22 protein-coding genes, 1 tRNA gene and 1 pseudogene are annotated in these 22950 nt (G+C 68.5%); 15 read left to right on the forward strand and 9 right to left on the reverse strand.

Annotation, left to right across the window (positions count from 1 at the left end; translation table 11 throughout):
- Positions 1–57: 57 nt before the first annotated feature.
- From BA062_RS25200 to BA062_RS25215, 4 genes are all read left to right on the forward strand, one after another.
- Positions 58–315 carry a hypothetical protein gene (locus BA062_RS25200; protein WP_110340889.1) on the forward strand — a complete coding sequence of 86 codons (258 nt, stop codon included), beginning with the start codon at positions 58–60 and terminating at the stop codon, positions 313–315.
- Positions 312–1724, forward strand: coding sequence for an MFS transporter (locus tag BA062_RS25205; protein WP_110340891.1), 1413 nt, complete (start codon positions 312–314; stop codon positions 1722–1724). The genes BA062_RS25200 and BA062_RS25205 overlap by 4 nt, the downstream gene beginning before the upstream one ends.
- Positions 1725–1757: 33 nt before the next feature.
- Positions 1758–3446 (forward strand): DUF885 domain-containing protein, encoded by a 1689-nt coding sequence (locus BA062_RS25210; protein ID WP_110340893.1) that lies wholly within the window; start codon positions 1758–1760, stop codon positions 3444–3446.
- A 298-nt stretch (positions 3447–3744) separates the two neighbouring features.
- A complete protein-coding gene (locus BA062_RS25215) occupies positions 3745–5025 on the forward strand; it encodes a PucR family transcriptional regulator (RefSeq protein WP_110340895.1) in 1281 nt (426 codons plus the stop codon).
- A 121-nt stretch (positions 5026–5146) separates the two neighbouring features.
- Here BA062_RS25215 and BA062_RS25220 read toward each other — a convergent pair whose 3' ends face one another.
- On the reverse strand, positions 5147–6445 hold the full coding sequence (locus BA062_RS25220) for an NAD(P)/FAD-dependent oxidoreductase (protein ID WP_110340897.1): 1299 nt from the start codon (positions 6443–6445) through the stop codon (positions 5147–5149).
- Positions 6446–6981: 536 nt separating this feature from the next.
- Here BA062_RS25220 and BA062_RS25225 point away from each other — a divergent pair.
- The 3 genes and pseudogenes from BA062_RS25225 to BA062_RS25235 all read left to right on the forward strand — a co-directional run.
- A complete protein-coding gene (locus tag BA062_RS25225) occupies positions 6982–8079 on the forward strand; it encodes a Glu/Leu/Phe/Val family dehydrogenase (protein ID WP_110340899.1) in 1098 nt (365 codons plus the stop codon).
- The gene (locus tag BA062_RS39940; protein ID WP_110340901.1) at positions 8076–8384 is read left to right on the forward strand and encodes an ACT domain-containing protein; all 309 of its coding nucleotides are present in this window, start codon (positions 8076–8078) and stop codon (positions 8382–8384) included. The genes BA062_RS25225 and BA062_RS39940 overlap by 4 nt, the downstream gene beginning before the upstream one ends.
- Positions 8375–8604 (forward strand): annotated as a pseudogene (locus tag BA062_RS25235) (IS481 family transposase); the annotation flags it as partial. The gene BA062_RS39940 and the pseudogene BA062_RS25235, both read left to right, overlap by 10 nt.
- A gap of 264 nt (positions 8605–8868) precedes the next feature.
- Here the strand turns inward: BA062_RS25235 and BA062_RS39945 are convergent.
- The gene (locus BA062_RS39945) at positions 8869–9270 is read right to left on the reverse strand and encodes a hypothetical protein (protein WP_110340903.1); all 402 of its coding nucleotides are present in this window, start codon (positions 9268–9270) and stop codon (positions 8869–8871) included.
- Positions 9271–9360: 90 nt separating this feature from the next.
- On the opposite strand from BA062_RS39945, the gene BA062_RS25245 reads away from it, so the two are divergent.
- A complete protein-coding gene (locus BA062_RS25245; RefSeq protein WP_110341029.1) occupies positions 9361–9645 on the forward strand; it encodes a LysR substrate-binding domain-containing protein in 285 nt (94 codons plus the stop codon).
- Between the two features lie 785 nt (positions 9646–10430).
- On the opposite strand, the gene BA062_RS25250 is transcribed toward BA062_RS25245, so the two are convergent.
- The 4 genes from BA062_RS25250 to BA062_RS25265 form a co-directional block, all read right to left on the reverse strand.
- Entirely contained in the window at positions 10431–11876 is a 1446-nt protein-coding gene (locus BA062_RS25250; protein ID WP_110340904.1) for an amidohydrolase family protein, read from the reverse strand.
- Positions 11877–12541: 665 nt separating this feature from the next.
- Positions 12542–12615: transfer RNA gene (locus BA062_RS25255), tRNA-Pro, on the reverse strand.
- 29 nt (positions 12616–12644) lie between these two features.
- Positions 12645–13586 (reverse strand): metallophosphoesterase, encoded by a 942-nt coding sequence (locus BA062_RS25260; protein ID WP_110340906.1) that lies wholly within the window; start codon positions 13584–13586, stop codon positions 12645–12647.
- Positions 13587–13696: 110 nt separating this feature from the next.
- Entirely contained in the window at positions 13697–15856 is a 2160-nt protein-coding gene (locus BA062_RS25265; protein WP_110340908.1) for a transglycosylase domain-containing protein, read from the reverse strand.
- A gap of 290 nt (positions 15857–16146) precedes the next feature.
- On the opposite strand from BA062_RS25265, the gene BA062_RS25270 reads away from it, so the two are divergent.
- Positions 16147–16440: a WhiB family transcriptional regulator gene (locus BA062_RS25270; protein ID WP_110340910.1), complete on the forward strand. Its 294-nt coding sequence runs from the start codon at positions 16147–16149 to the stop codon at positions 16438–16440.
- An 18-nt stretch (positions 16441–16458) separates the two neighbouring features.
- Here BA062_RS25270 and bagB read toward each other — a convergent pair whose 3' ends face one another.
- From bagB to BA062_RS25285, 3 genes are read right to left on the reverse strand one after another with little or no spacing between them, the layout of a single operon-like run.
- Complete coding sequence (bagB, locus tag BA062_RS25275) at positions 16459–17595, reverse strand: ATPase BagB (RefSeq protein ID WP_110340912.1); 1137 nt, start codon at positions 17593–17595, stop codon at positions 16459–16461.
- On the reverse strand, positions 17592–18593 hold the full coding sequence (bagA, locus tag BA062_RS25280) for an ATPase BagA (RefSeq protein ID WP_110340914.1): 1002 nt from the start codon (positions 18591–18593) through the stop codon (positions 17592–17594). Before bagA ends, bagB begins: the two co-directional genes overlap by 4 nt.
- Before the next feature lie 37 nt (positions 18594–18630).
- Complete coding sequence (locus BA062_RS25285) at positions 18631–18879, reverse strand: hypothetical protein (protein ID WP_110340916.1); 249 nt, start codon at positions 18877–18879, stop codon at positions 18631–18633.
- A 32-nt stretch (positions 18880–18911) separates the two neighbouring features.
- Here BA062_RS25285 and sp36 point away from each other — a divergent pair, with 32 nt between their 5' ends.
- The 6 genes from sp36 to BA062_RS25315 are packed head-to-tail and all read left to right on the forward strand — an operon-like array spanning position 18912 to position 22922.
- The gene (sp36, locus tag BA062_RS25290; protein ID WP_003068074.1) at positions 18912–19073 is read left to right on the forward strand and encodes a Sp36 family protein; all 162 of its coding nucleotides are present in this window, start codon (positions 18912–18914) and stop codon (positions 19071–19073) included.
- A 4-nt stretch (positions 19074–19077) separates the two neighbouring features.
- Positions 19078–19533: a RidA family protein gene (locus BA062_RS25295; RefSeq protein WP_110340918.1), complete on the forward strand. Its 456-nt coding sequence runs from the start codon at positions 19078–19080 to the stop codon at positions 19531–19533.
- Positions 19533–20162, forward strand: coding sequence for a hypothetical protein (locus tag BA062_RS25300; RefSeq protein ID WP_110340920.1), 630 nt, complete (start codon positions 19533–19535; stop codon positions 20160–20162). Before BA062_RS25295 ends, BA062_RS25300 begins: the two co-directional genes overlap by 1 nt.
- A gap of 36 nt (positions 20163–20198) precedes the next feature.
- The gene (locus BA062_RS25305; RefSeq protein WP_110340922.1) at positions 20199–21332 is read left to right on the forward strand and encodes a hypothetical protein; all 1134 of its coding nucleotides are present in this window, start codon (positions 20199–20201) and stop codon (positions 21330–21332) included.
- A gap of 4 nt (positions 21333–21336) precedes the next feature.
- Positions 21337–22149, forward strand: coding sequence for an NUDIX hydrolase (locus tag BA062_RS25310; protein ID WP_245959992.1), 813 nt, complete (start codon positions 21337–21339; stop codon positions 22147–22149).
- A complete protein-coding gene (locus BA062_RS25315; protein ID WP_110340924.1) occupies positions 22146–22922 on the forward strand; it encodes an MBL fold metallo-hydrolase in 777 nt (258 codons plus the stop codon). The genes BA062_RS25310 and BA062_RS25315 overlap by 4 nt, the downstream gene beginning before the upstream one ends.
- Positions 22923–22950: the final 28 nt, after the last annotated feature.

Consider the following 22950-nt stretch of genomic DNA (forward strand, 5'->3'; position numbering starts at 1 on the left):
CCAGCTTCGACGTCGCCGGATATGGCGCCCGGGCTTCGCCGCTAACAGGAGGTACTTATGTCCGCACGCATAGCACCCGCCACCGCCGCTCCTGCGCGCATCGTCGACCTCGTCACCCACGACTCCGTCGAGATTCCCGCGGAGTCGGCGGTGATCGGGCCGTTCCTGCTCGACACGGATAGCTGGAAGCAGGGCGCGAAGCCGGTCCGGGAGTCCGGCGAACCGAACGCCGCCGGGGAGGTCCGGGTCGCCCGCGGGGTGGTCGACGGCGTCGAGTACATGCTGACTGTCGATGCGGAGGTGCCCGTCCGATGAGCAACGAGACTGTGGTGAGCGGCCTGCCGGTGGCGCAGGGCCGCGCACGATCGGTGAGCGTGTTGCTGATCGGCTGTGTGCTCGTCTACGGCCTGCTCGAGGCGATGATCCTGCCCGCATTGTCGCTCATTCAGCAGGGGATTGGCGCCACGCCGGCGCAAGCCGGGTGGATCATCTCGGCGATGGCGCTCGCCGGCGGGGTCGCTACCCCGGTCGTCGGCAGGCTTGCCGACGTCCGCGACCGGCGGGTCGTCTTCCTCGGCGTCCTCGCGATCGTCTGTGCGGGGATCGCGCTCGCAGGGCTGGCCTCCTCGGTCGCGGTGTTCGCGGTCGGCCAGGGCCTGCAAGGCGTCGGGATCGGCCTCGTGCCTCTGGCCGTCGGCATCGTCCGCGACACCGAGCCACCCGAGAAGCTGCGGAGGACCAACGGCCTACTCGTCGGTGGAATGGCCGTCGCCAATGCGGGTGGTGTGCTGCTGGCGGGGCCGATCCTCGCCGTGCTCTCGTACCCGTGGCTGTACTGGATCGCCCTGATGGTGCTTGTACCACTGATGGTGCTCGCTGTCCTCGTGATGCCGTCCTATCCGCCTGCAGTGCGGGGCAGGGTCGACTGGACAGGCGCCGTCCTGCTGGGCATCGGCCTGGTCGCGCTCCTGCTGGGCGTCACGTTCGTCGCGTCGACCGGGTGGACGTCGGCTCCCGTGCTCGGACTGGGAGCGGTGGCCGTCGTCGCGCTGGCCGTGTTCGTCGCCGTCGAGCGGCGGGTCGTGGAACCCCTTGTCGACCTGCGGCTGGGCGGCCGGACGGTGACGATCGTCCACGTGACCGCGTTCGCCGCGGGTGTGGCCTCCACGGTGCTGATGATCGCTGTCCCGACGATCGTGGCGGCACCGGCAGCGACCGGGTACGGGCTGGGCTCGACTCCGGTCGTCACCGGGCTCATCATGTTCCCGCTAGGCGTGCTCGGTGCGATCGTCTCCCCGCTGGCCGGCCGATTGGAGAGGCTGGTGGGGTCGCGCACGGTCATGGTGCTCTCCGGGGTGCTGTTTCTCGTCGCAGGGCTGGTCATGGTGGCCGGCCGGTCCGATGCTGTCGTGCTGGCCGTCGGCGCTGGCCTGGTCGGCGTGGGGGTGGGCCTCGGCCTCACCCAGGGTGTCAACATCATCGCGCTCACGCTTCCCGCGGACCGCGTCGCGAGCGTCTCCGGGGTCGCCTACGTCCTGCGTGCGGTGGGCCAAGCGGTCGGTGCTCAGGTGGCCGCCACCGTCATGGCCCTCGAGTTGACGCCGGGTATGCAGCTGCCGAGCTGGAACGCCATCACCTGGGCGTTCCTCGGAGCGAGCGCCGTGGGTGCCGTCGTGGCGGCGGCGTCTTTCGGGCTTCCCGCCCGACTGGCCAGTTCACGCTGACCCGTGTGCGATTGACCGACAAAGGAGCCGATCATGGCGTTGACCATCCGAGCCCTCGCCGACCGCGTGTGGGACCACGTCCTGCGTACCGAGCCGCACTATGCACTGCGCAACGGGCAACCCGTCGAGCGACTGCCGTGCGGGTCGCACGAGGAGACGGAAGAAAGAGTCGCGGTGGGCCGGTCCGTGCGCGAGGCGCTCATCGGGATCGACGTTGCCGCGCTCGAGCAGGACGAGCGGAATACAGCCGCTCTGCTCCGCTTCGTCGCCGACGACTGGGCGCGCGCCGACGAGTCATGGTGGTGGCACTTCCCGGTGGCGCCCTACCAGATGTTCGAGTTCAGCCACACGGCGCCGCAGGCGTTCGACGTGATCACCTTCGCCGACTCGACGGCCGACGTCGAGCGTTTCCATGCCCTTGCCGCAGACCTCGCGCGACGGGTACGCGTGGCGGAAGCGAAGCTTCGCGCGCAGGCCGAGCGTGGCTGGGGGATACCGCGCGCGGCGTTGCCGGGGTTCGTGTCCACGGTCGAGGGTATGCGCGTCGCGATGCGACGGTGGCTCACCCTCGACGACTCCCGCCTCGAACCCCTGTCACCGGCCCTGCGGGGCAGGCTGCAGGACGGGCTGCGGCGGGTTGAGGAGAACGACATACTGCCGGCGGTCGACTCGCTCCTGCGCTACCTCGACGGCACGGGGCGTGACACCGCGGCCAGCGGGGTCGGGCTCGGCCAGTACCCCGGAGGCGAGCGGGCGTACCGGGAACTGGTGCGTCAGTACGCCTCGTTCGACATCTCGCCGGAGGAGGTGCACGAGCTCGGGCTCGCCCAGGTCGCCGAGCTGACCGAGCAGATGGCGAAGCTCCGCGCCGAGGTGGGTTTCGACGGCGACGAAGCCGCGTACCGGAGAGTGCTCGAAGCGGACGAGCGGTTCCACGCACGCGGCGCCGACGACGTCGCCGCGACCTACCGGCGGCACATCGCCGCCATCGAGCCACTGGTCGGGCAGTGGTTCTCGGTACTACCCGAAGCAGGCTACGAGGTCGAACGCCTCGATCCCGAGCTCGAAGCCGGGCTGTCCTACGGCTACTACGAGCAGCCAGGCCCGACAAAACCCGCCGGCCGCTACCGCTACAACGGGTCCGGCCTCGACACGAGGTCCCAGATCGACGCGGCGACCCTGATCTACCACGAACTTGTCCCCGGCCACCATTTCCACCTCGCCCGCCAGGAGGAAGACGCCGCGCTGCACCCGGTCCGCGGCGTGCTCGCCCCCGAGCTGCTCGGTGCCTACACGGAGGGTTGGGCCGAGTACGCCGCGTCGCTCGGGACGGAGATGGGCCTCTACACCGACCCATGGGATCGCTACGGCCACTACGTCCACCAGCGTTTCACCGCGCAACGGCTCGTCGTCGACACCGGGCTCAACGCGCTCGGCTGGTCCCTCGAGGAGGCGGCCAGGTACATGGCGTCGACGACCATGGAGTCGCCGGGGCAGATCCGTACCGAAACGCTGCGCTACTCGACCGACATGCCCGGTCAGGCGCTCGGCTACCGCCTCGGCTTCCTCAAGTTCTGGGAGCTGCGCAGCCGCGCCGCGGAGGCGCTCGGGCCCGCGTTCGACGTCCGCGACTTCCACGAGATCGTTCTCGGCGCCGGCGCCCTACCGCTCACCGCCGTCGCCGAGAACGTGGCGAGCTTCGTGGCGGAGCGGACCACCTGAAAATGCTTGTCCGACCCGCGGCACGCCAGCTCGCGTCCATTCGGAAAAGCTCTCCAACAGTGCCCGCACGACCGAAGGCACCGAGGCGTGCACGCCCGGTTCGCCGGGGATTCCCGTGACCGGCGGGGTGCTGAGTTCTTGCATCAGCTGCTCGAGCACGTCCGGCAGGTAGCTCTCCGGGAACTCCGTCCGCGTCATCTGTCGCACGGCAGGGGGCAAGACACGACATCTGTCGCTCGCAATTCGGGGGATGCTGATGCATAGTTGATCCACGCCACTACCACGGGAGGTGTGCGCGATGGCCGATGACCTGCAGGACATCGTCGACAACCTGGCCGAGCGGCTGCAGCGGTCCGTGGCGATCGATGACCCGCACATCCGGTTGCTGGCGGCGAGTCGCCATTTCGGTGACGAGGACGCAACGCGAGTGTCGTCGGTGCTCAACCGCTCGGTCGCCCCGCAGCTGTGCGAGCAAATCCTCGCGCAAGGCATTGCGCAGTGGACAACGCCGGGCCGGGTGATCGTGCCACTGGAGGGCACCCTGCCGCGGCTGTGCATCCCGATCCGCTGCGCCGGGTTGCTACTGGGCTACCTGTGGCTCATCGACCCCGACTCCACCCTCGGCGATCGGGAGCAGGACGTTGCCCGGGAAGCGGCCGAGCGCGCCGGTGTGGTTTTGTATCGACAGCTCATCGTGCACGAACGCAGCAGGGCACGGCATGAGGCGATCCTGCGGGAACTCGTGGCCACCGATCGTGCCATCCGCTCCCAGGCCGTGGACGACCTTCGGGCCGAGCAACTGTTCCCGACCACCGGCATGTACTTCCAGGTCCTCGGCATGCAGCACCAAGGGCCAGATGGCGTCGCTGCCCCGCAGACCGTCGCCTTGGAAGCCGCCGTCGAAGACGCTCAGAGCTGGATGTCGCAGCGCTCGGCAGCGCCCGCCTGCGCCCTGATGGCCACCAACAAGTCTCGAGCATGGTTGATGCTCGCCCAGCCCCAACCGCCGTCTCGCCGGGAGCTGGACACGATCTGCAGCAGACTCACCGCGCGGTTCGACCGGCTCACCCAGGACGGCGTCCAGCTCGTGCTGGGCATCGGAGGCCTCGCCCACCGCATCGAGGACATTGTCGAGTCCTATCGCCAGGCCTTCCTCGCGGTGCGCGCGGCACAGCTCGTGCCCTCTATCGGACCAGTGGCCCGTTGGGGCGCACTCGGTCCCTACCAGCTGTTGCTGAGGATGCCTACCGAGGACCTGCTCGCCGCCGCGCAGGTGCCCGCGCTCGTCGCGCTGGACAAAGAAGACGGTCATCGTGGGCTCGTCGCCACGCTGGAGGCGTTCCTCGACAACGCCGGCGACGTCGCCCGTACCGCGCGACTCCTGAATGTCCACCGCGCGACGCTGTACCACCGGCTCAAGCGAATCGAACAGCTCACCGGCTGCGAGCTGAGCCAGGGAGACGACCGGTTGACCCTGCACCTGGGATTGAAGCTGCGCGCCCTCGCCGCTGCCCACCGCCACGAGGCAACACCGACCACGGCCGAAGACAGGCCGACAAGAATTCGCTCGGTATCCTGACACCGGGTGTCAACCTCCCGGCAGGAGTTGGGGCGTGTCTCGTGCACAAAAACACCGCCGGACGCGACACATTCCGCGACGGCTCTCGGAATGCCCGGGGTCCCGTCATCGATAATCGTTCTCAGCCGAGGACCGTGCCTGAGTTCTCCGCGTTGTAGGGGCGTTTGCGGGAGAACGCGGACAGGTCGATCTCCAGTCCGGTGTGCTCGCCGACGAACCGCGCCGGTCGTTCATCATGGTCCACACCGTTCTCGGTCTGCTCGATGATCGTCGTGAGGAACTTGCCGATGACTGGCGCGTTCTTGAACTGGTTGCCGCTGGTGCCCATGGCGACGTAGAACCCTTCTAGTTCCGTACGGTCGTAGATGGGTGTCCAGTCGCCGGCGACGTCGTAGACGCCCACGACCCCGCGGGCGCGGTTGGGTATCTCCAACTCCGGCAGTCGTCGCGCGGCGCGCGTGACTTGTGCCTCGAACACCGGCATCGTCGGATGCATGGTGACCGCATCCGGGTCATCCACCCACTGCAGGGGATCACACTCCGGTTCCGTACCGCCGACCAGCAGGCCCCCTCCGACCTCGCCGCGCAGGTACGTCCCCAGGTCCATGTCCGCGATGGAAATCCCGACCCCATCACCGGCGCGGTAACCCGCAGGAGCCGCCACATGCGCGACCTCCTGCCGCAATGGCCGGCAAGCCACCGTGAAATCCGCGCCGACGCCGGCGAGCTTGTTGATCCGCGACGACCACGGCCCCGCGGCGTTGACCACGACGCCACACGGGATCCTGCTGCCGTCGGCACACGTGACGGCCGTTACCCGGCCGTTGGCCCGCTCGACTCTGTGCACGGTCGCGTGGAATCGGAACTCGGCACCATGGGCTTTCGCGGCAACGGCCAGATTCTGCGCTGCCAGCGCGGGATCGCTCACGAAACCCGCGTCGGGCGTGTAGACCGCGCCCAGTGTGGTCTCAGCGTTGGCCCAAAAACGGTCGTCGTCAATGCGCTTTGGGGGCCAGTACCGGCCGACATCGATACCAGGTATCCGCTCCCTCAGATCCGCACTCGTCCACTCCTCGAACGGGACGCCGACCTCCTTGAACAGTGGCAGGTACATCGACCGCGGTGCGGCCGGGACATCCAGCATCGCCAACCCGCATCGCTCGAACCGGGCAAGGCCCCCGACGTCGCTGCCAAGGTGCTCCGCCCACGACCGCCAGGCGAAGTGCGCCTCCCACGCCGCTGAGACGCTGGCCAAGGTGGAAAAGTTGAACCGCACCACCGCGCTCGACGCGCCCGTGGAGCCATGTCCCGCGCCTCCGGCCTTGTCGACAACCGTCACCCGCCAGCCGCGCCGAGCAAGTTCCAGCGCGATCGACGCGCCGACGACACCCGACCCGATCACCACGACATCCGTGGCCATAGACCCACTCCCTCGCGTTACAGCATGCGCGACGCGGACAACGCACGATGACACCCATTGTCGAGACGCATGGAGCCACGCAGCATCAAGCGTTTGTCGGACCTCTCTTGGCCAAACGACGTCATCCGTCGAAGACGTGGACCGACCCTGCGAAAGCGCTGTATCTGATCTGCAGCGCCTGCGGTCAGCCAGCACGACGGAGCGTGGCCCACCGGCTCGTGCCGTGTCGGTGCCCGATGGGAGAGCTCTGCGACGTCTTCCTCGGCGTTCTTCCGGCATGCCGACGAGTCCGTCGGTGGACTTCTGCCCCGGCGCTTGCCGCGTCGTGGGGCTCAAACTATGGTAGGTCCATGGTCTTCGGTTTGATCATTATGTGCGGCGCAGGCTGACGGATCACCGCCTGCGCCTACCTCTCGTGCCATTCGCACGGGAGGTTTTTTGTTGGTCCAGCAACCCGCCCTGCTGAGACGGGGCAGTGTTGTCCGATGCCGCCGGCACCCTTCCGGCGGATCGTCCACTCCCACAAGGAGCCAAGAATGCCTGGTGTTGTCGAATCCACCGAACATGAACAGGTCGTGTCCTGCCGCGATCAAGCCAGCGGACTGCACGCGATCATCGCTATCCATTCCACCGTGCTCGGGCCCGCCCTCGGCGGAACCCGGTTCTACCCGTACGGCTCCGAAGAGGACGCGCTCAGCGACGTTCTCCGGCTCTCGCGCGCGATGACCCACAAGGCGGCGTGCGCGGGCCTGGATCTGGGTGGCGGCAAGGCGGTCATCATCGGCGATCCTGTCGAGCTGAAGACGGAGCCGCTGTTGCGTGCCTACGGCAGGTTCGTGGAATCCCTGGCAGGCCGCTATTACACGGCCTGCGACGTCGGCACGTTTCCCGACGACATGGACGTGATCGCCCGGGAAAGCCGCTTCGTGACAGGCAGGACGCGCGCACACGGCGGTGCAGGCGACTCCTCGGAACTGACCGCGTTCGGCGTCTTCATGGCGATGCGCGCGGCCGCCGCGCACACCTGGGCAACCCCGTCCTTGCGTGGCAGGCGGGTGGGGGTCGCGGGCGCGGGCAAAGTCGGTCGCAGACTGGTCGAACACCTCCTCGCCGATGGCGCATCGATCGTCGTAGCCGACGTGGCGAGCGCCGCCGTAGACCAACTCCGCAGCCACCACCCGGAGGTCGAGGCCGAGGACCCGCAGAAACTCCTCGCCCGAGACCTGGACGTCTACGCGCCCTGCGCACTCGGCGGAGTGCTCAACGACGAGACCGTCCCCGCGCTGCAGGCAGAGATCGTGTGCGGAGGTGCGAACAACCAGCTTGCCCACGCTGGGATCGCCACGCTACTGCGTGAGTACGGCGTCCTCTACCTGCCGGACTATGTGGTCAACGCCGGAGGACTGATCCAGGTCGCCGACGAGATCGCCGGCTTCAATGAACAGCGCGCCCGCGCGCGCGCTGAAAAGATCTTCGACACCTGCCAGCGCATCCTCGCCATGGCAACCGACCACGACATCTCGCCGGCTCAGGCGGCCGACCACCTCGCCGAACAGCGCATCGCCGACATCGCCCGCCCGCGTGGCAGCTGGAGGCTGGACCAGGCCACCGCGCCGCGCGAGGTCGCGCCGTGACGAGAGTCGACTCCGAGCGCGGCACGACGACGGAGGACGCGTTCGTTCGGCAACGCCTCGGCATGCACGTCGCCGGATTCGACGGGGTCCTGCGCGTCATCAGCCTGCTGCACCAACGGCGTTACGCAGTGCGCTCACTCCGCATGGAACCCACCGGTGTCCAGACCTGGATGCTCCACCTCGTCGTCGACACCACCCCACCCGATGCAACGACGAACCTGCTCGTCAAAAGACTCAACCGGCTGCCAAGCACGCTCAAAGTCCGCCCCAAGGCAACCAAGGCGATCAGTTCAATCTGGGACTAGCCGTACCGCCCGGCAGACTGCGTCTGGCCCGGTGCGCGGTGAAGGAACGCCGACCACTGCGCCGAGCACCGGAGCGCTTCCAGTCCCGGTCTCCACCGCGCAGCGCCGGGCCCGCATCAAAGTCCGGGTGCTGCGCCGGTGGGGCCCGGCGCGGACGGCGTTCTTCCTGGGATTGAACCCATCCACGGTGCACCGGGTGCAGGTCCGCTCCGGGCTCGCCTGCTGTGCGGAGCGGCGATCGCGCAGCGACCGGAGCTCTGGCGAGTGGTCGTACCGAGAGCGCCGAACCTCGACCCGATCGGTGCGGGCCGCCCCGCGATCGAGGGCTGCCTGCTGTTCGCAGCGTCGTGGCGTCCTCTCAGACGCTGGGGAGCGCCGGCGTGTTCCGGTCCGCGTCCGCGTGAAGGCGGGCGGCAAACTTGCGTGCGTGCCAAGGTGGGCAGCGTGGGTCGGCAAAGGAAGCTCGACTAGGGACGAGGACGTTTCACACCTCGGGGATGCGGCTGTCCACAGTGGCGATCGGTCGTGCGAGTTCGACCACCTCCTGCAGCCTGGCCATCATCGCGGCGTCCCCCGACACCTGTGCGTCGGGCACGGGTATCTCGCGACCCTCCCGCTCGGCTCGGGCCGAGCGCATCATCGTGGTCCAGTCGACGCTCACCGTGGCATCCGGCGTGGTCGCCGGGGGTCCCAGCAGGAACCGTGCTCCCGTTGCGGAGATCTCGAAGGTCCAGTACTCCACGCCGCTCGGCGCCCCGTCGAGGCGGTACGTCAGCGAGTGCGTACCGCCGAAGGCCGCGGCGGCCTTCTTCACTGCCACCGAGTCGGCGAGCAGTCGATTCATCTGCGCGACGTGGTCGGGGGACATGAATTCTGGGATCTGCATGCTCGCTACTCCTCCTCAGGGCTGGGCGTCGATTATCGCCGCCGCGTCACGCTGAGGGGCCCGCCAGTCGTCGAAACCTCGGGATCACTCATGCGACTGTTGTTTCGGGGCACCGTAGCGCTGGGCTGCTACACAGGGTTGGCCACGACCATCGTTCCTCCCGTGCTGAACGGACTGCGGGCCTCGCATCCCGAACTGACGGTGGACATCTCGGTTGGCGCCGACGACGACCTGCTGCCCGCACTCGATGCGGGCCGCCTGGATGTTGCCAGCCTGTACGGCAGGTTCTCTCCGGCCGATCTGCGCCGGGAGGTCGCCCACGAGACCGAGGTGATGGCGCTCCTCCCCGCAGACCACCCGCTGGCGGACGAGTAGTCCGTCGCCTCGACCACGCTGACGGCCGAGGAACGCCCGATCGCCACCCGTCCACTGCGCCCTCGTACCGGCGTGACCACCGTCGTCGCGGTGACTCCGCCGCACCTCGTGCTCAACCCGCGAGCGAGCCCGGGCGGCGGTCGACCACGCCGTGTCCGCCCTGCACCGTCCCGCAACGTGATCGGACACTCCGGAAAGGACTGTCCAGGACGGACGCTTGCAGGTCGCGTCGCCTCGCCGCCCACACCGAAATGGCGACTCGCCGCGCGCAGCCGAATGTGTGGGTTGTCAACAGCGCCCGTCCTCGGCGAACGCGCCGTCGGGCTAGAACCAACTCTCCCGTAGGCCGTCTCCGTGGAGAACAGCTCGCGCACCTGGCCGGTGGTGACATCGATGATGCCGGCCACCGAGTCCAGGTGCCGCTGACCGAGATAGCCGAGCTGCTCGTCGTTTATCCACTGCAGACGGGTGACATCCGTCGCCGTCGTGTCGACCGTGGACTGCGACCCGGTGCTCAACTCAACGATCGTTACATCGCCTGCGACCAGCCACCGGTCGCTGCTGACCGCGTGCACGACCGAGGCGTGCTTCCGTCGGGGGAGCCTGTGGAGAGGCCGAGCTGCACGTCGCTGCGCAACAGCGCTCGGCTCTCGCCGGTGGCAGCGTTGATAAGCCAGAGCGCCGCGTCGTACCAGGAGTCCTCACTGCCGTGCTTGATGTATGCCTATCAGGATGGCTCAGGACCACCGTCATCGATCCGTTCGCGGGCGTGGCGGGTGCACACGTCAGTGCCTTCCGTGCATGGAGGACGGGCAACCCGGCAAGCGCGCACCATGATGGAGAAATCGTTTGTAGTGAACCTCTTCCTCAAGCGGAGCTGGAAGCTCCGCAGTCAACAGCGGCTGCTCCGGGAGCGCGTCGAGGTTTACCAGTGCACCATCCTTGATGACGGCGTGGATGCTTTGGTAGCTCTTCGCGCCTTGTAGCGGGTCCTCGTCGAGGACCACCATGTCAGCGATCTTGCCCGCTTCGAGTGTTCCGAGATCGTCGTCGACCTTATAGGCCTGGGCGACGTTGCGAGTTGCCGCATGCAGCAACTCCAGCGGTGACATGCCTTTTTCTTCCATGGCTCTCAGCCAGACGAAATGACCTGTTGCCAGCCGCCCCAGGGCTTCGTCTTCGGGCAAGCCGTTCCAGGTGCCTTTGATCATCGGCTCCTGCAGGATTTCCGGAGCGAAAATGCCACCGTCGTTGGCGAGGAGGATCTTCGCGCCCGAGTCGATGAGATTACGAGTATTCGTATCCGAGGCCTTCCACATCGTCCATTCGAGGTCCGAACATGATGCCTTCAGGGTTTCCAGGCCATTATTGGTTAATGGGAAGACGACGGCGCCGCAGTTTTCTCGTGCAAATAGTTCGAGGGTCTCGTCCGGGATCTCGGTAGGCCCCGTCATGTTGCAATGCTGTACGAGGTCGCAGCCTGCCTCGATCGACATTCTCAAGCCCTCAACCGATGAACTGTGCGATTGTGCGGTCAACCCGGCGCGATGGGCTTCTTCGACGATGACGCGCTGTGTGCGCTCCGAAAATTGGATGAAGGCGCCGGCTGCGGTCGCACCATGTTCGTTCGACGCGTATTTGACGAAATCTATACCGCGCTCAATGTACCGACGCACCTCTTCGCCAACCCCCTCGGGGGTCATCCACATCAAATGCCGACCGGTATTTTCGACCCATGTCGCGTTCACTCGGTCGACGAAATGAGAGCTCCCAATCTCGGCTATTCTCCCATCGAAATCCCCGGAGAATGGACCGTCGAATCCGATTATGTTGCCAGCGCAGCGAATACGGCTGCCCGCGATCTCACCTCGGTCGATCTTGTCGCGAACTGTCATGAGCGCACGCCGCGGCCCCCAAGTGTCGAAAACTGTCGTCAATCCGCCTTTCAGGGCAACCTGGGCGGCCTCGACAATCAGATCCTCGTAACGCCCTTCATAGCGAACGAGCGTTTCGAGGAAGATGTTGATGAGGAGATGCACATTGGCGTTCATCAGCCCGGGAATGATGAACTTCCCGCTGAAATCGATGACTTCGGCGTCCGCCGGTACCGGAAGCTCGTCTGGTTGGCCGATCGCCACGATACGGCCATTATTTGCCAGGACAGCCCGACCGTCGATTCCCTTGTCGGAAACACCGTCGATGATGGTAGCACCGGTAAGCAGGAGTGACATTGTCTTCCCTCATGGGTCGGCTGGCGGATCGCCTCTAGCTATGAAGGCTCATAGTATGACCGCAAGCCCAGATCGGCTACGTACAGATGTAGCAGGAACGTGGTGGGACGCTCGACAATTGTCGATGTGGCCGTCAGCGACCGCTGCTCGGCTCGAAACCGAGGGTGTCCGGGAGGGCCGAATCGATTCGAGGAAATCGGCGGCCCGAAATGGCGACGGAGCCGAACTGACGCGAGATCAGCGAGATCCTCGATCGCCGACGGTTGTTGGCTGCCGGCTCCTTGGGCGGCAGGGAACGAACCAGCTCCGCCGGACCGGAGCGGGTGGAAGGGGGCGAGCTCGGGCAGGTCGGCTCCGGTCATGATCTGCCGGGCAGGCCGTCCGGCGTCAGGGGACGGAAGATCAGGTATCAAGGGTGCTCCTCGGCGCTACGGGTCAACCCCGCTGAAGCGGGGGAAGTGCTTCCGGCCCATATTTGTACTCGCGCCGGTAGTCCTCGGCGGATGCGGCGAGCATGAGTGCGTCGACGATCTCGTCGATGTAGGGCCTACCTCGGGGGTGCAGGGGCGTGCCCCCGGGCGGGGTGTGGGGGTTGCAACCCCACAAGGCACAAAGGAAGAGCCCTGCTTGTGCTTTCCACAAGCAGGGCTCTTCCAGATCTTCCGTCGGGGTGGCGGGATTTGAACCCACGACCTCCTCGACCCGAACGAGGCACGCTACCAAGCTGCGCCACACCCCGATGTACCGCTCACTGGGTCGGAAGACAGTCTAGCGGACGTCGCTGGCGGCTTTTCGGCGGGCTGCCTTCCTCGCCTTCGCGGGTGCTTCGTCGCGCGGGACCAGTGTCAGCAGGCTCGCCTCCGGCGGGCACGCGAAGCGCACCGGAGCGTACGGCGACGTGCCCAGGCCCGCCGAGACGTGCAGCCACATGTCGGCGCCCCAGCGAGACGCGCCGCGGGCGCGGGAGCGGTCGAGGTCGCAGTTGGTCACCAGCGCGCCGTAGCCGGGGATCCGCAGCTGGCCGCCGTGGGTGTGGCCGGCGAGCACGAGGTCGTAGCCGTCGGACGCGAACGGGTCGAGCACGCGCGGCTCGGGTGAGTGCGTGATCCCGAGGCGGAGCACGGCGTCCCGATCAGGCCGCCCAGAAATGTCGACATATCGATCTCGATGGAGGTGTGGGTCGTCCACACCGGCTGCGAAGATCCGCTGCCCCGCGACCGTGATCGTGCGGCGGACGTGGGTCAGGTCGTGCCAGCCGTGCTCAAGGAACGCCGCGCGCAGGTCGCGCCACGGCAGGTGCCTGCCGTGAATGCGCTTCTTGCGACCTCTCGGCATCAGGTACCTGGCAGGGTTCTTCGGCTTGGGCGCGTAGTAGTCGTTGCTGCCGAACACGAACACGCCCGGCCGGTCGAGCAAGGGGCCGAACGCGCGCAGCACCGACGGCACCGCCCGCCGGTGGGCGAGGTTGTCGCCCGTGTTGACCACCAGGTCGGGCTCCAGCCGGTCGAGCTCGGCGACCCAGCGCTGCTTGGAGACCTGGCTCGGCAGCATGTGCAGGTCGGAGACGTGCAGGATCTTGATCGGCCGGGCTCCGCTGGCCAGTACGGGCAGCTCGGCCGTGCGCAGTGTCCAGTGCCGCCGCTCGATGCCGGCGGCGTAACCGAGGGTTGCGGCCCCGAGCGCCGCTGTACCCGTCACGAGACGTTTCATTATCATCCTTGAGCGTGCCTGTGTTACCCAGCGTACACGCGTCATGCCGAAAACGTGTTCATCCGTGGGCAACGGTTCAGCCGATCGTCGCCGATGCGCTCAGCCAGGACTCAGTTGACCCGCTCGTACTTCGGGTCGGACCGGGGCAGCGGCGGCGCGGGCTGCCCCTCGAGGATCTTGCTCACGGCCCCGAACCATGTCCTGGCCGGCGTCTTGCCGCCGAACATGTTGCCGCTGTCGCCGTCGACCGCGACCACGTTGCCGGGCCCACCGTCCACCAGTCCGCCGTTGGGCAGGTCGGGCCGGAACACCATCCCGGCGCCCGCGATCTGCGGCGTCGCGCCGATGAAGGCGGCGGAGCCGTTGTTCTGGGTGGTGCCGGTCTTGCCGATCATCGGCCGGTTCCAGCCGACGCCCTGTGCGGCGGCCGCCGCGGTTCCGCCGGGGAGGTCGTCCTTGCTCAGCCCCACCACCATCGTGTTGGCGAGCCCCTCCGGCACGGCCTGCTCACAGGGCTCCTCCTTGATCGGCACCGGCTTGCCGCTGCGGTCGGTGATCTCGCCGATCGGCGTCGGCGGGCACCACACACCGCCGCTCATCAACGTCGCCGCGACGTTGGCCAGTTCCAGACCACTCGTCGGGCTCACGCCGAGCGTGAACGAACCCTTGCCAGGCGACCGCTCGCTCGGCCCGAAGAACTGGGTCTGGCTGAGCCTGACCTCCTGGCTCTCCGCGTTCGGGTCCGGCGGGCCGCCGGTCGCCGCGTTCGACGCCATCGTCTTGCGCAGCCCCAGCTTGCTGGCCATCTCCACGATCGGACCCATGCCGGTCTGTTCCTCGAGGATCACGAAGGCCGTGTTCGGGGAGGTCTGCAACGCCGTCTGCAGCGACATGCTGCCGCTGTAGCCCTCGCTCGCGTTCACCACGCAGTACCCGCGCGTGTAGGGAGCGATGTAGGGACACGGCGGAGGGCTGCCGCTGAAGATCTGCGACACGTGCGACGGTGGTGACTGGACGGTGTCGTAGATGCCGACCACTCCGCGTTCCACGGCGGCGGAGGCGGTGAACATCTTGTAGCTCGACCCCGCGCCGGTCACGTTCGAGATCGCCGAGGGCAGCGCGAACTCCGTCTGCCCCGCCTCCGCGTCGGGCCCGTAGTCGCGGTTGGCCGCCAGCGCCACCACCTCGTGCCGGTCCTTGCCCGGTTTCACCAGCGACAGCGTGTTGGCGACGTTCTCCTCCATCTTGTCCACCTGCTCCTCGGCCGACTGCTTGGCGAGGTGGTTGGACCGCGGGTCCATCGTGGTGCGGATGGTGTAGCCGCCCGTGTAGAGCTTTTCCTTGCTCATCCCGTGTTCGAGCAGGTAGTCCTCGACGTACTGGCAGAAGAAGCCGTGCTCGGGGCCCGCGCCCACGCAGTTGGCGGCCGGCTTGTTCGGCCCGTCGGGGACCACGCCCAACGGCTCGGCCTTGATGCGCTCGGCGTCCTGCCGCGAGAGCTTGAGGTTCTCCACCATCTTGTCGAGCACGAAGTTGCGCCGCTCCGTCGCGCGCTCCGGGTTGTTCCACGGGTCGTAGGCGGGCGGGTTGTTGGCCATGCCAGCGAGCAGGGCGCCCTGCGCGACCGTGAGCTTGTCCGGCGTGGTGTTGAAGTACGCGCGCGCCGCGCCGCCGACCCCGTAGATCTCGCGCGAGAACTCCACGACGTTGAGGTAGCCGGCGAGGATCTGCTCCTTGCTCATCTTCGTCTCGAGCTGGATCGCGATCCTGGCCTCGTTGAGCTTGCGGGCGATGGTGACCTCCTGCGCCCGCTGCTGGCCGAGCTTGTCGTTCCGGTAGACGACGTTGATGAGGTAGTTCTTCACGTACTGCTGCGTGAGGGTGGACGCGCCCTGGGTGTCGCCGCCCGAGGTGTTGCTGATCGCCGCGCGGATGGTGCCCTTCCAGTCGACGCCGTGGTGCTCGTAGAAGCGGCGGTCCTCCACCGAGATCAGCGCCCATTTCATGGCGTCCGAGATCTGGTCGGGGGCGGTGGGAATGCGGTACTGGTCGTACAGCGTCGCGATGGGTTGGCCTTCCCGGTCGGTAATGGTGCTGACCAGCGGCGGCGGCTCGTCGGCGAGTCCCGAGGACATCGCCTCGACGGTGTCGCTGGCCTGGTTGGACAGCACTCCGAGGCCCCCGACGACCGGGAAGAGGATCCCCGCGACCAGCACCCCCGCGAGTAGGCAGAGGCCGAGCATCTTCAGCAGACCGTCCCTCATGCGCACCCATATCAGGGTAGCCACGAGTGGCCTATCTCACCTGATTCGTTCACTGGTCCGAGCGGGTTGCGTTTCGCGGATACCGCATTGACAGGAATGTGACATCTGGTAACAAAACGCGGTTCGGGGGTTGGCGGACGGAACCAAGGCCCCCTACAGTCCGTCAACATCTCACGAATACGGCGCCTGGGGAGGCGCTACTGGAGGGACGTGAGCACAGGAGACCTGCTCGCGGGGGGCGAGGTCGAGGAACTTCGCTGCCTGCCTGCGGTCACAACAGGGTAGGAGCTGGGGGTATGGAGACCAACCAGTCGGACTGGCGGATCTATGCGTACTGCAGGGACACCGACCCCGACGGCCTGTTCGTCCGGGGCGCGGAGCAGAACCGGGCGAAGCTCGTCTGCATGGGGTGCCCGGTGCGCACGGAATGCCTGGCCGAGGCGCTGGACAACCGGATCGACTTCGGTGTCTGGGGCGGAATGACCGAACGCGAGCGGCGCGCGCTGCTGCGCAGGCGGCCCGAGGTGAGCAGCTGGCGTGAGCTGCTGGAGTCCGCGAAGCGCGAGTACGAGCCCGCCGCGGGCGCGTGACGATCGGCGGGGACCGCCTCAGTTTCCGGCGAGGCGGTCCCCGATGTCCCGTAGCCCGGCGAGGTCGTGCACGTCGCTGGGCAGCGCAGGAACCCGCACGACCGACACCCCGGGGTGAGCCCGGGTGAAGCGCGCGAGCAGGCGCTTCTCCCGTTCGGCCTGTGCGACACGGTCGGCGTGCAGGCGCAGGACCGCGGTGGCGAGGGGAGCGTTCTTGCCGCCGCGGTCGAGCGCGTCGGCCGCGGCCAGCGCGTCGACGGCCGAGAGCTCGGCGAGCACCGGATGGGTCCGGTTCGCCACGAGCCCGGCCAGCGGCATCGACTCCTCGGACAGCCGCTCCACGAAGTAGCTCGCCTCCCGCAGCGCGTCCGGTTCGGGCGCGGCCACCACCAGGAACGCGGTGCCCTTGGAGCGCAACAGCTCCGCCGTCTTGCGGGCCCGCTCGCGGAACCCGCCGAACGTCGTGTCGAACGCCTGCATGAACGCCGACGCGTCGGCGAGCAGCTGCCCGCCGAGGATGGTCGACACGGCCTTCGCGAACATCGAGAACCCGGCGCTGACGACCTTGCGCAGGCCCCAGCCGCCCGCCTTGGCCGGACCGGTGAGCAGGCGGATCATGCGGCCGTCGAGCGCGGCGGAGAGCCGGGTCGGCGCGTCGAGGAAGTCCAGCGCCGAGCGGCTCGGCGGCGTGTCGACGATGATCAGCTCCCACTCGCCCGCCGCGGCGAGCTGGCCGAGCTTCTCCATCGCCATGTACTCCTGCGTGCCGGAGAACGATGTGGAGATCGTCTGGTAGAAGCGGTTGGCCAGCAGCTGTTCGGCGCGCTCCGGCCCGGCGTGACGGCGCACCATGTCATCGAAGGTGCGGCGCATGTCGAGCATCATCGCCCACAGCTCGCCCTTCGGTTCGAAACCGGCGACCGAGACCTTGCGCGGATGGTTGCCGAGCTCCCGCAGTCCCAGCGCCTGCGCGAGCCTGCGGGCAGGGTCGATCGTCAGCACCACGGTCTGTCTGCCGCGCTCCGCCGCGCGCAGGGCGAGCGCCGCCGCCGTGGTCGTCTTGCCGACCCCGCCGGAGCCGCAGCACACGATCACGCGCGTCTCGGGGTCGTCGATCAATGTGTCCACGTCCAGGGTCGAGGTCGGGAAGGTCATCGAACCCCCTGTTCGACCAGTGCCTCGGCGAGCTCGTACAGCGCGGCCACGTCTACGCCGCCGTTCAGATCGGGCAGCTCCAGCGTAGGCAGGTCGCTCTCGGAGAGCTGCTCGCGTGCGCGTTGCTCGGCCGCGAGCCGGATCGCGTGCTCGACGGTCTCCTCGACGAGCCCGTCCAAGGTCGACTCGGGCAACTCCAGCCCCGCGGACGCGAGCCCGCTGCGGACGCGGGAGGCGTCGACCCTGCCGTCCGCGGCCGCGGGCACCGACCGCGCGGGCAGCCTCGGCGGGCGGACCCGGTTGATCAGCACCGCCCCCGGCCGCAGGTCGGCGCCGTCGAGTTCCGCGACCGCGTCGAGGGTCTCCCGCACCGGCATCTCCTCCAGCAGCGTCACGAGATGCACGGCGGTCTCGCCGGAGTGCAGCAGCCGCACCACGCCCTCGGCCTGCGCGCGGATGGGACCGGTCTTGGCCAGGTCGGTGAGGGCCTTGGTGACGTCGAGGAACTTCACCACGCGGCCCGTCGGCGGGGCGTCGACCACGACGGCGTCGTAGGTGTGCCTTCCGTCGGACTCGGTGCGCCCGACGCACTCCTTGATCTTGCCGGTCAGCAGCACGTCGCGAAGGCCAGGCGCGAGCGTGGTCGCGAACTCGATGGCGCCCATGCGGCGCAGGGTCCGGCCCGCGAAGCCGAGGTTGTAGAACATCTCGAAGTACTCGAGCAGCGCGGCCTCGACGTCGATGTGCAGGGCCCGCACCTCACCGCCGCCGGGCGCGGCGGCGATGCGCTGCTCGGCGTAGGGCAGCGGCTCGGTGTCGAAGACCTGGGCGAAGCCCTGTCTGCCCTCAACCTCGATGAGCAGCACGCGTCTGCCGTGGCTGGCCAGCGCGAGTCCGAGGGAGGCGGCGAGGGTGGTCTTGCCGGTCCCGCCCTTGCCGGTGACGAAATGGAGCCGGGTCCGTGCGAGCTCGTCGGTCCAGCCAGCCGGTGTGGTCACCTACGCAGGGTAAGCCAGGAATCCCGATCACCGCGGCTCAGGACGCGAGTGTGAGGACCGTGACGACCAGGGCGACGAGCCCGGCGACACCCCAGGCCACGGCACCGGGCAACACGGTGAGCGTGAGCACGCACAGCACGGCCACCGTGGTGAAGGACACGAGACCCGCGACGGCGACGGTCGGCGAGCTGTCGGTGCTGTCGCGCACCTTGGCCATGATGATCAGCACGCCTGCCACCCCGGCCACGGCCAGCAGGATCGTCGCGAGGATGCGCCATGTCTCCACGCGCTCAGACGGTACTGGCTAGGGTGTGCCGCATGAGTGCCACGAAGTGGGAGTACGCCACGGTTCCACTGCTGATCCACGCGACCAAGCAGATCCTCGACCAGTGGGGCGAGGACGGCTGGGAGCTGGTGACCGTGCTGCCCAACCCCAGCGGCGAGCAGCACGTCGCCTACCTGAAGCGACCGAAGGGCTGAGCCCGTGAGCTGGAGCGCGAGGCTCGCCGAGCTCGGCATCGAGCTGCCCGGCGTCGCCGCACCGGTCGCCGCCTACATTCCCGCCATCCGCAGCGGCTCGCTCGTGTTCACGTCGGGTCAGCTGCCGTTCGTCGAGGGCTCGCTCGCCGCGACCGGCAAGGTCGGCGGCGAGGTGAGCCCCGAGGAAGCCAAGCAGCACGCGCGCACCGCGGTGCTCAACGCGCTCGCGGCCGTGCACGATCTGGTGGGCATCGACTCGGTGGTCCGCGTGGTCAAGGTGACCGGCTTCGTGGCCTCCAGCGAGGGCTTCACCGGTCAGCCCGCCGTGATCAACGGTGCGTCCGAGCTGCTCGGAGAGGTTTTCGGCGACGAGGGCAGGCACGCCCGGTCCGCCGTGGGGGTCGCGGAACTGCCGCTCGGAGCCCCAGTCGAAGTCGAGCTGACCGTGGAGGTTTCCTGATGGACCCCGACATCGAGTACGCGTGTCACGAGCTGCTGTTGCGGCTGGCGGGGCGCATGCCCGACCAGATGCTGTGGCGGTTCCGGGACTGGCTGGGTGAGGGCGCGATGGGCACGCTCTCGCGCACGCTCCCGAAGTCTTTGCTTAAGCACAGGATTGACCTCGACCAGGCGGAGTATCGCCTGCTGGTCGCCGGTCTGATCCCGCACGGTGCCGATTGGCACCAGGTGAGTTCGACACTTGGGGTAGACGCCTCAGTCGAGAACCGGTACACATTCACGACGGGTGCACCCGATTGGGTGAACACCGTTGATTCGGTGTCCGTGGTGGTTCACGCAACGCTGCGTGGTCGCCCGGATGTGGGAGAGGTCCGGGAGAGCTGGCGGCACGACCGTGGGTCCGAAGAGGAGGCGAAGCGGATTCTGCTGGTCACCGCCGTGTCCGGGCTCCCACGACTTACTGGGGAGCTACAGCGGGTCCTCCGGGTCCTCGGCGACGAGGCGCCGAGCGTGGAGGTCCTGCCGGCGCAGTTCGACGTGCCCGCCTACCACCGGGCGGCGCTCGCGAACTCACGGTTCGTCTGTGTGGGCTCCGTGGACGCCGGTCACCACAGACTCGTACCCGCGTAACGCTCGCTCGGCCAGCGGGCTGGAGGGAGATCGGCGATGGTGGATGTCCACGATGGCCTGCCGAAGGACGGCTTCGCGGTACCGCTGCGACTGCACAACGTCCTGCTGGCACTGGCGGGCCGACTGGACGACAGTGCGCTGTCGGAGGCACGTGAGCTCGTCGCTCGTTCACACCTGGACGACGCGGCTGAACTCGCCGTCGGCGCGCTGATCGCCGGCCGGATCATGGTCCGGCCTGCCGAGCAGCGCGAGCTGGCGCTCGTGCTGGAGATGAGCAGGTCCGACGCCACGCTGGCCGATCAGCTCACCGTCGGCGACGCCATTCCCGGCTACGCACACCGGTTCAGCCGGGAGAACGAGCCGGAGCGCGGCATCTCCGAGGCGCTCGACCGCACCCTGCAGGTGCTGCCGGACCTGCGCTCCGTGCACGCGGTGTGGCGTAACACGCCCGCCGGCAGCGTGCCGGGACCGCTGCCGCAGCGCGTCGTGCTCGTCGAGATCGGCCCCGAGGCACACCCGCCCGCCGTCGCGTTCCGCGTCGACGACGCGCTGCGCAAGGGCGGCATCCGCTCGGTCGTCGAGGTCACCGGACCCGGGGCCGAGCGCACCGAGTACCACGAGGCGGCCCTGGCCGCCGCGACGCCGGTGTGGCTGGCCACGGGCCAGTCGGCGGGCGGCTCGGCCTCGTGGAGTGCGCGCGGGTCGCGCCCGGTCGGCGGCGCCCACACGGTCGCCGAGACCCCCACGCCGCGCGAGCCGTCCCACGCGGCGCCCGACTTCGAGGAGCCTGCCGTAAAGGTCTCCACCGAGGAGAAGCCCACGGACGAGGCGCCCGGGAAGGAGCCGGAGCCCACTCCGGCCGAGCGGGAGAACCGCGCGGCGGCGACCACGGAGATGACCAAGGAGGAGGTCGCGCAGCTGCGCGCCGCGATCGCCGAGGACCCCGAGAAGGGCCGCGCGATCGCCGCCGTGAACCTGCGCTCCGACGAGATCGTCGAGCTGCCGGAGCTCGATCTCGACGACCCGCAGCTGTCCGACCGCGACCGGCAGCTGCTGCGTGAGCTGCACGCCGAGCTTGCCGAACGCGAGCGAGCGGAGGCCGCGAAGAGCGCTCAGGGCAGGACGAACGGCAGCGAGCACCGCTGGGCGGACGGTTTCTCCGGCAGTTGAAGGTATGTTTCGGGGCGTGCCAGCGAACTTTCACGTGCCGAAGCAGTCCGTGTTGTCGTTGCCGACCGAGCCTCCGGAGCAGCCCGTCGTCGCCAAGGACGCGGCGACCGTCCTGCTGCTGCGTGACGCCGGTGACGGCGTCGAGGTGTTCCTCCAGCGCCGCGTCACGGCGATGGCCTTCGCGGGCGGGATGACCGTCTTCCCCGGCGGCGGTGTCGACAAGCGCGACGCCGATGCCTCGGTGAGCTGGGCCGGCCCGCCACCCGCGCGGTGGGCGGAGTGGTTCGGCTGCTCGGAGCCGGTGGCCAGGGCGCTGGTGTGCGCGGCCGTGCGCGAGACGTTCGAGGAGTCCGGCGTGCTGCTGGCGGGCTCGGGGTCGAGCATCGTCACCGACACCTCGCCGTACGCGGCCGCCCGCGAGCAGCTCGTGTCGCGGGAGCTGTCGCTGGCCGACTTCCTCGCGGGCGAGGGCCTGACCCTGCGCGCGGACCTGCTGCGGCCGTGGGCGAACTGGGTGACCCCCGAGCAGGAACCGCGTCGCTACGACGCGCGGTTCTTCCTCGCCGCCCTGCCGGAGGGGCAGCACGCCGACGGCAGGACCACCGAGGCCGAGTCGTCGGGGTGGAGCAGGCCCGCCGACGCCATCGCCGACGCCGAGGCGGGCCGGAGCACGCTCATGCCGCCCACGTGGTTCCTGCTCGACGAGCTCACCTCGTGCGCGTCGGTCGCCGAGGCGCTGGCGCAGGAGCGGTCCGTGCGCAAGGTCACGCCGCGGCTCGTGGTGGACGGCGACGTAGTGAGGGTGGAACTGCCATGACTCATCCCGCGTACGGCGAGCTGCGCGAGGTTTCGCCCGCCGCCTCGGTGCTGTTGGAGAACAACCCCTCGATGATGACGCTCGAGGGCACCAACACGTGGGTGCTGAGGGCGCCCGGCTCCGATTCGTGCGTGGTGGTGGACCCCGGCTACGAGGACGTCGAGCACCTCGAGCGGATCTCCGCCGTCGAGCCGGTCGAGCTGATCCTGCTCACCCACCACCACCCCGACCACTCCGAGGGCGCGCCGTGGCTCGCCGAGCGGGTCGGCGCGCCGGTGCGCGCGTTCGAGGCCGGCCTGTGCCTCGGGGCGGAGCCCATCGCACACGACGACGTCGTGACCGCCGCCGGGCTGGAGATCGGGGTGCTGCACACGCCCGGCCACACCGACGACTCGGTGACGCTGCGGTTCGACGCGGCCGGGCGCACACACGTGCTCACGGGCGACACGGTGCTCGGCAGGGGCACCACGGTGCTGACCGATCTCGGACACTACCTGCGCACGCTGAAACTGCTCTGCGCGCTGCCGGACGGGGCACTGGGCCTGCCCGGTCACGGGCCGGAGCTGGCCGACCTCACGGCCACCGCGCGCGAGTACTCCGCGCACCGGGAACAGCGGCTCGACCAGGTGCGATCCGCGCTCCGGCGGCTCGGCCCCGAGGCGACGCCGCGGCAGGTCGTGGAGATCGTCTACGCCGACGTCGACCCCTCGCTGTGGGGTCCGGCGGAGTCCAGCGTGGTGGCTCAGTTGGAGTATCTGAACTCCGAGGGATAGCGCTTTCAGCGCGAATCCCGTTACCGTG

The sequence above is a fragment of the Prauserella flavalba genome (assembly GCF_003202235.1).
GTDB classification, from domain to species: Bacteria; Actinomycetota; Actinomycetes; order Mycobacteriales; family Pseudonocardiaceae; genus Prauserella_A; species Prauserella_A flavalba.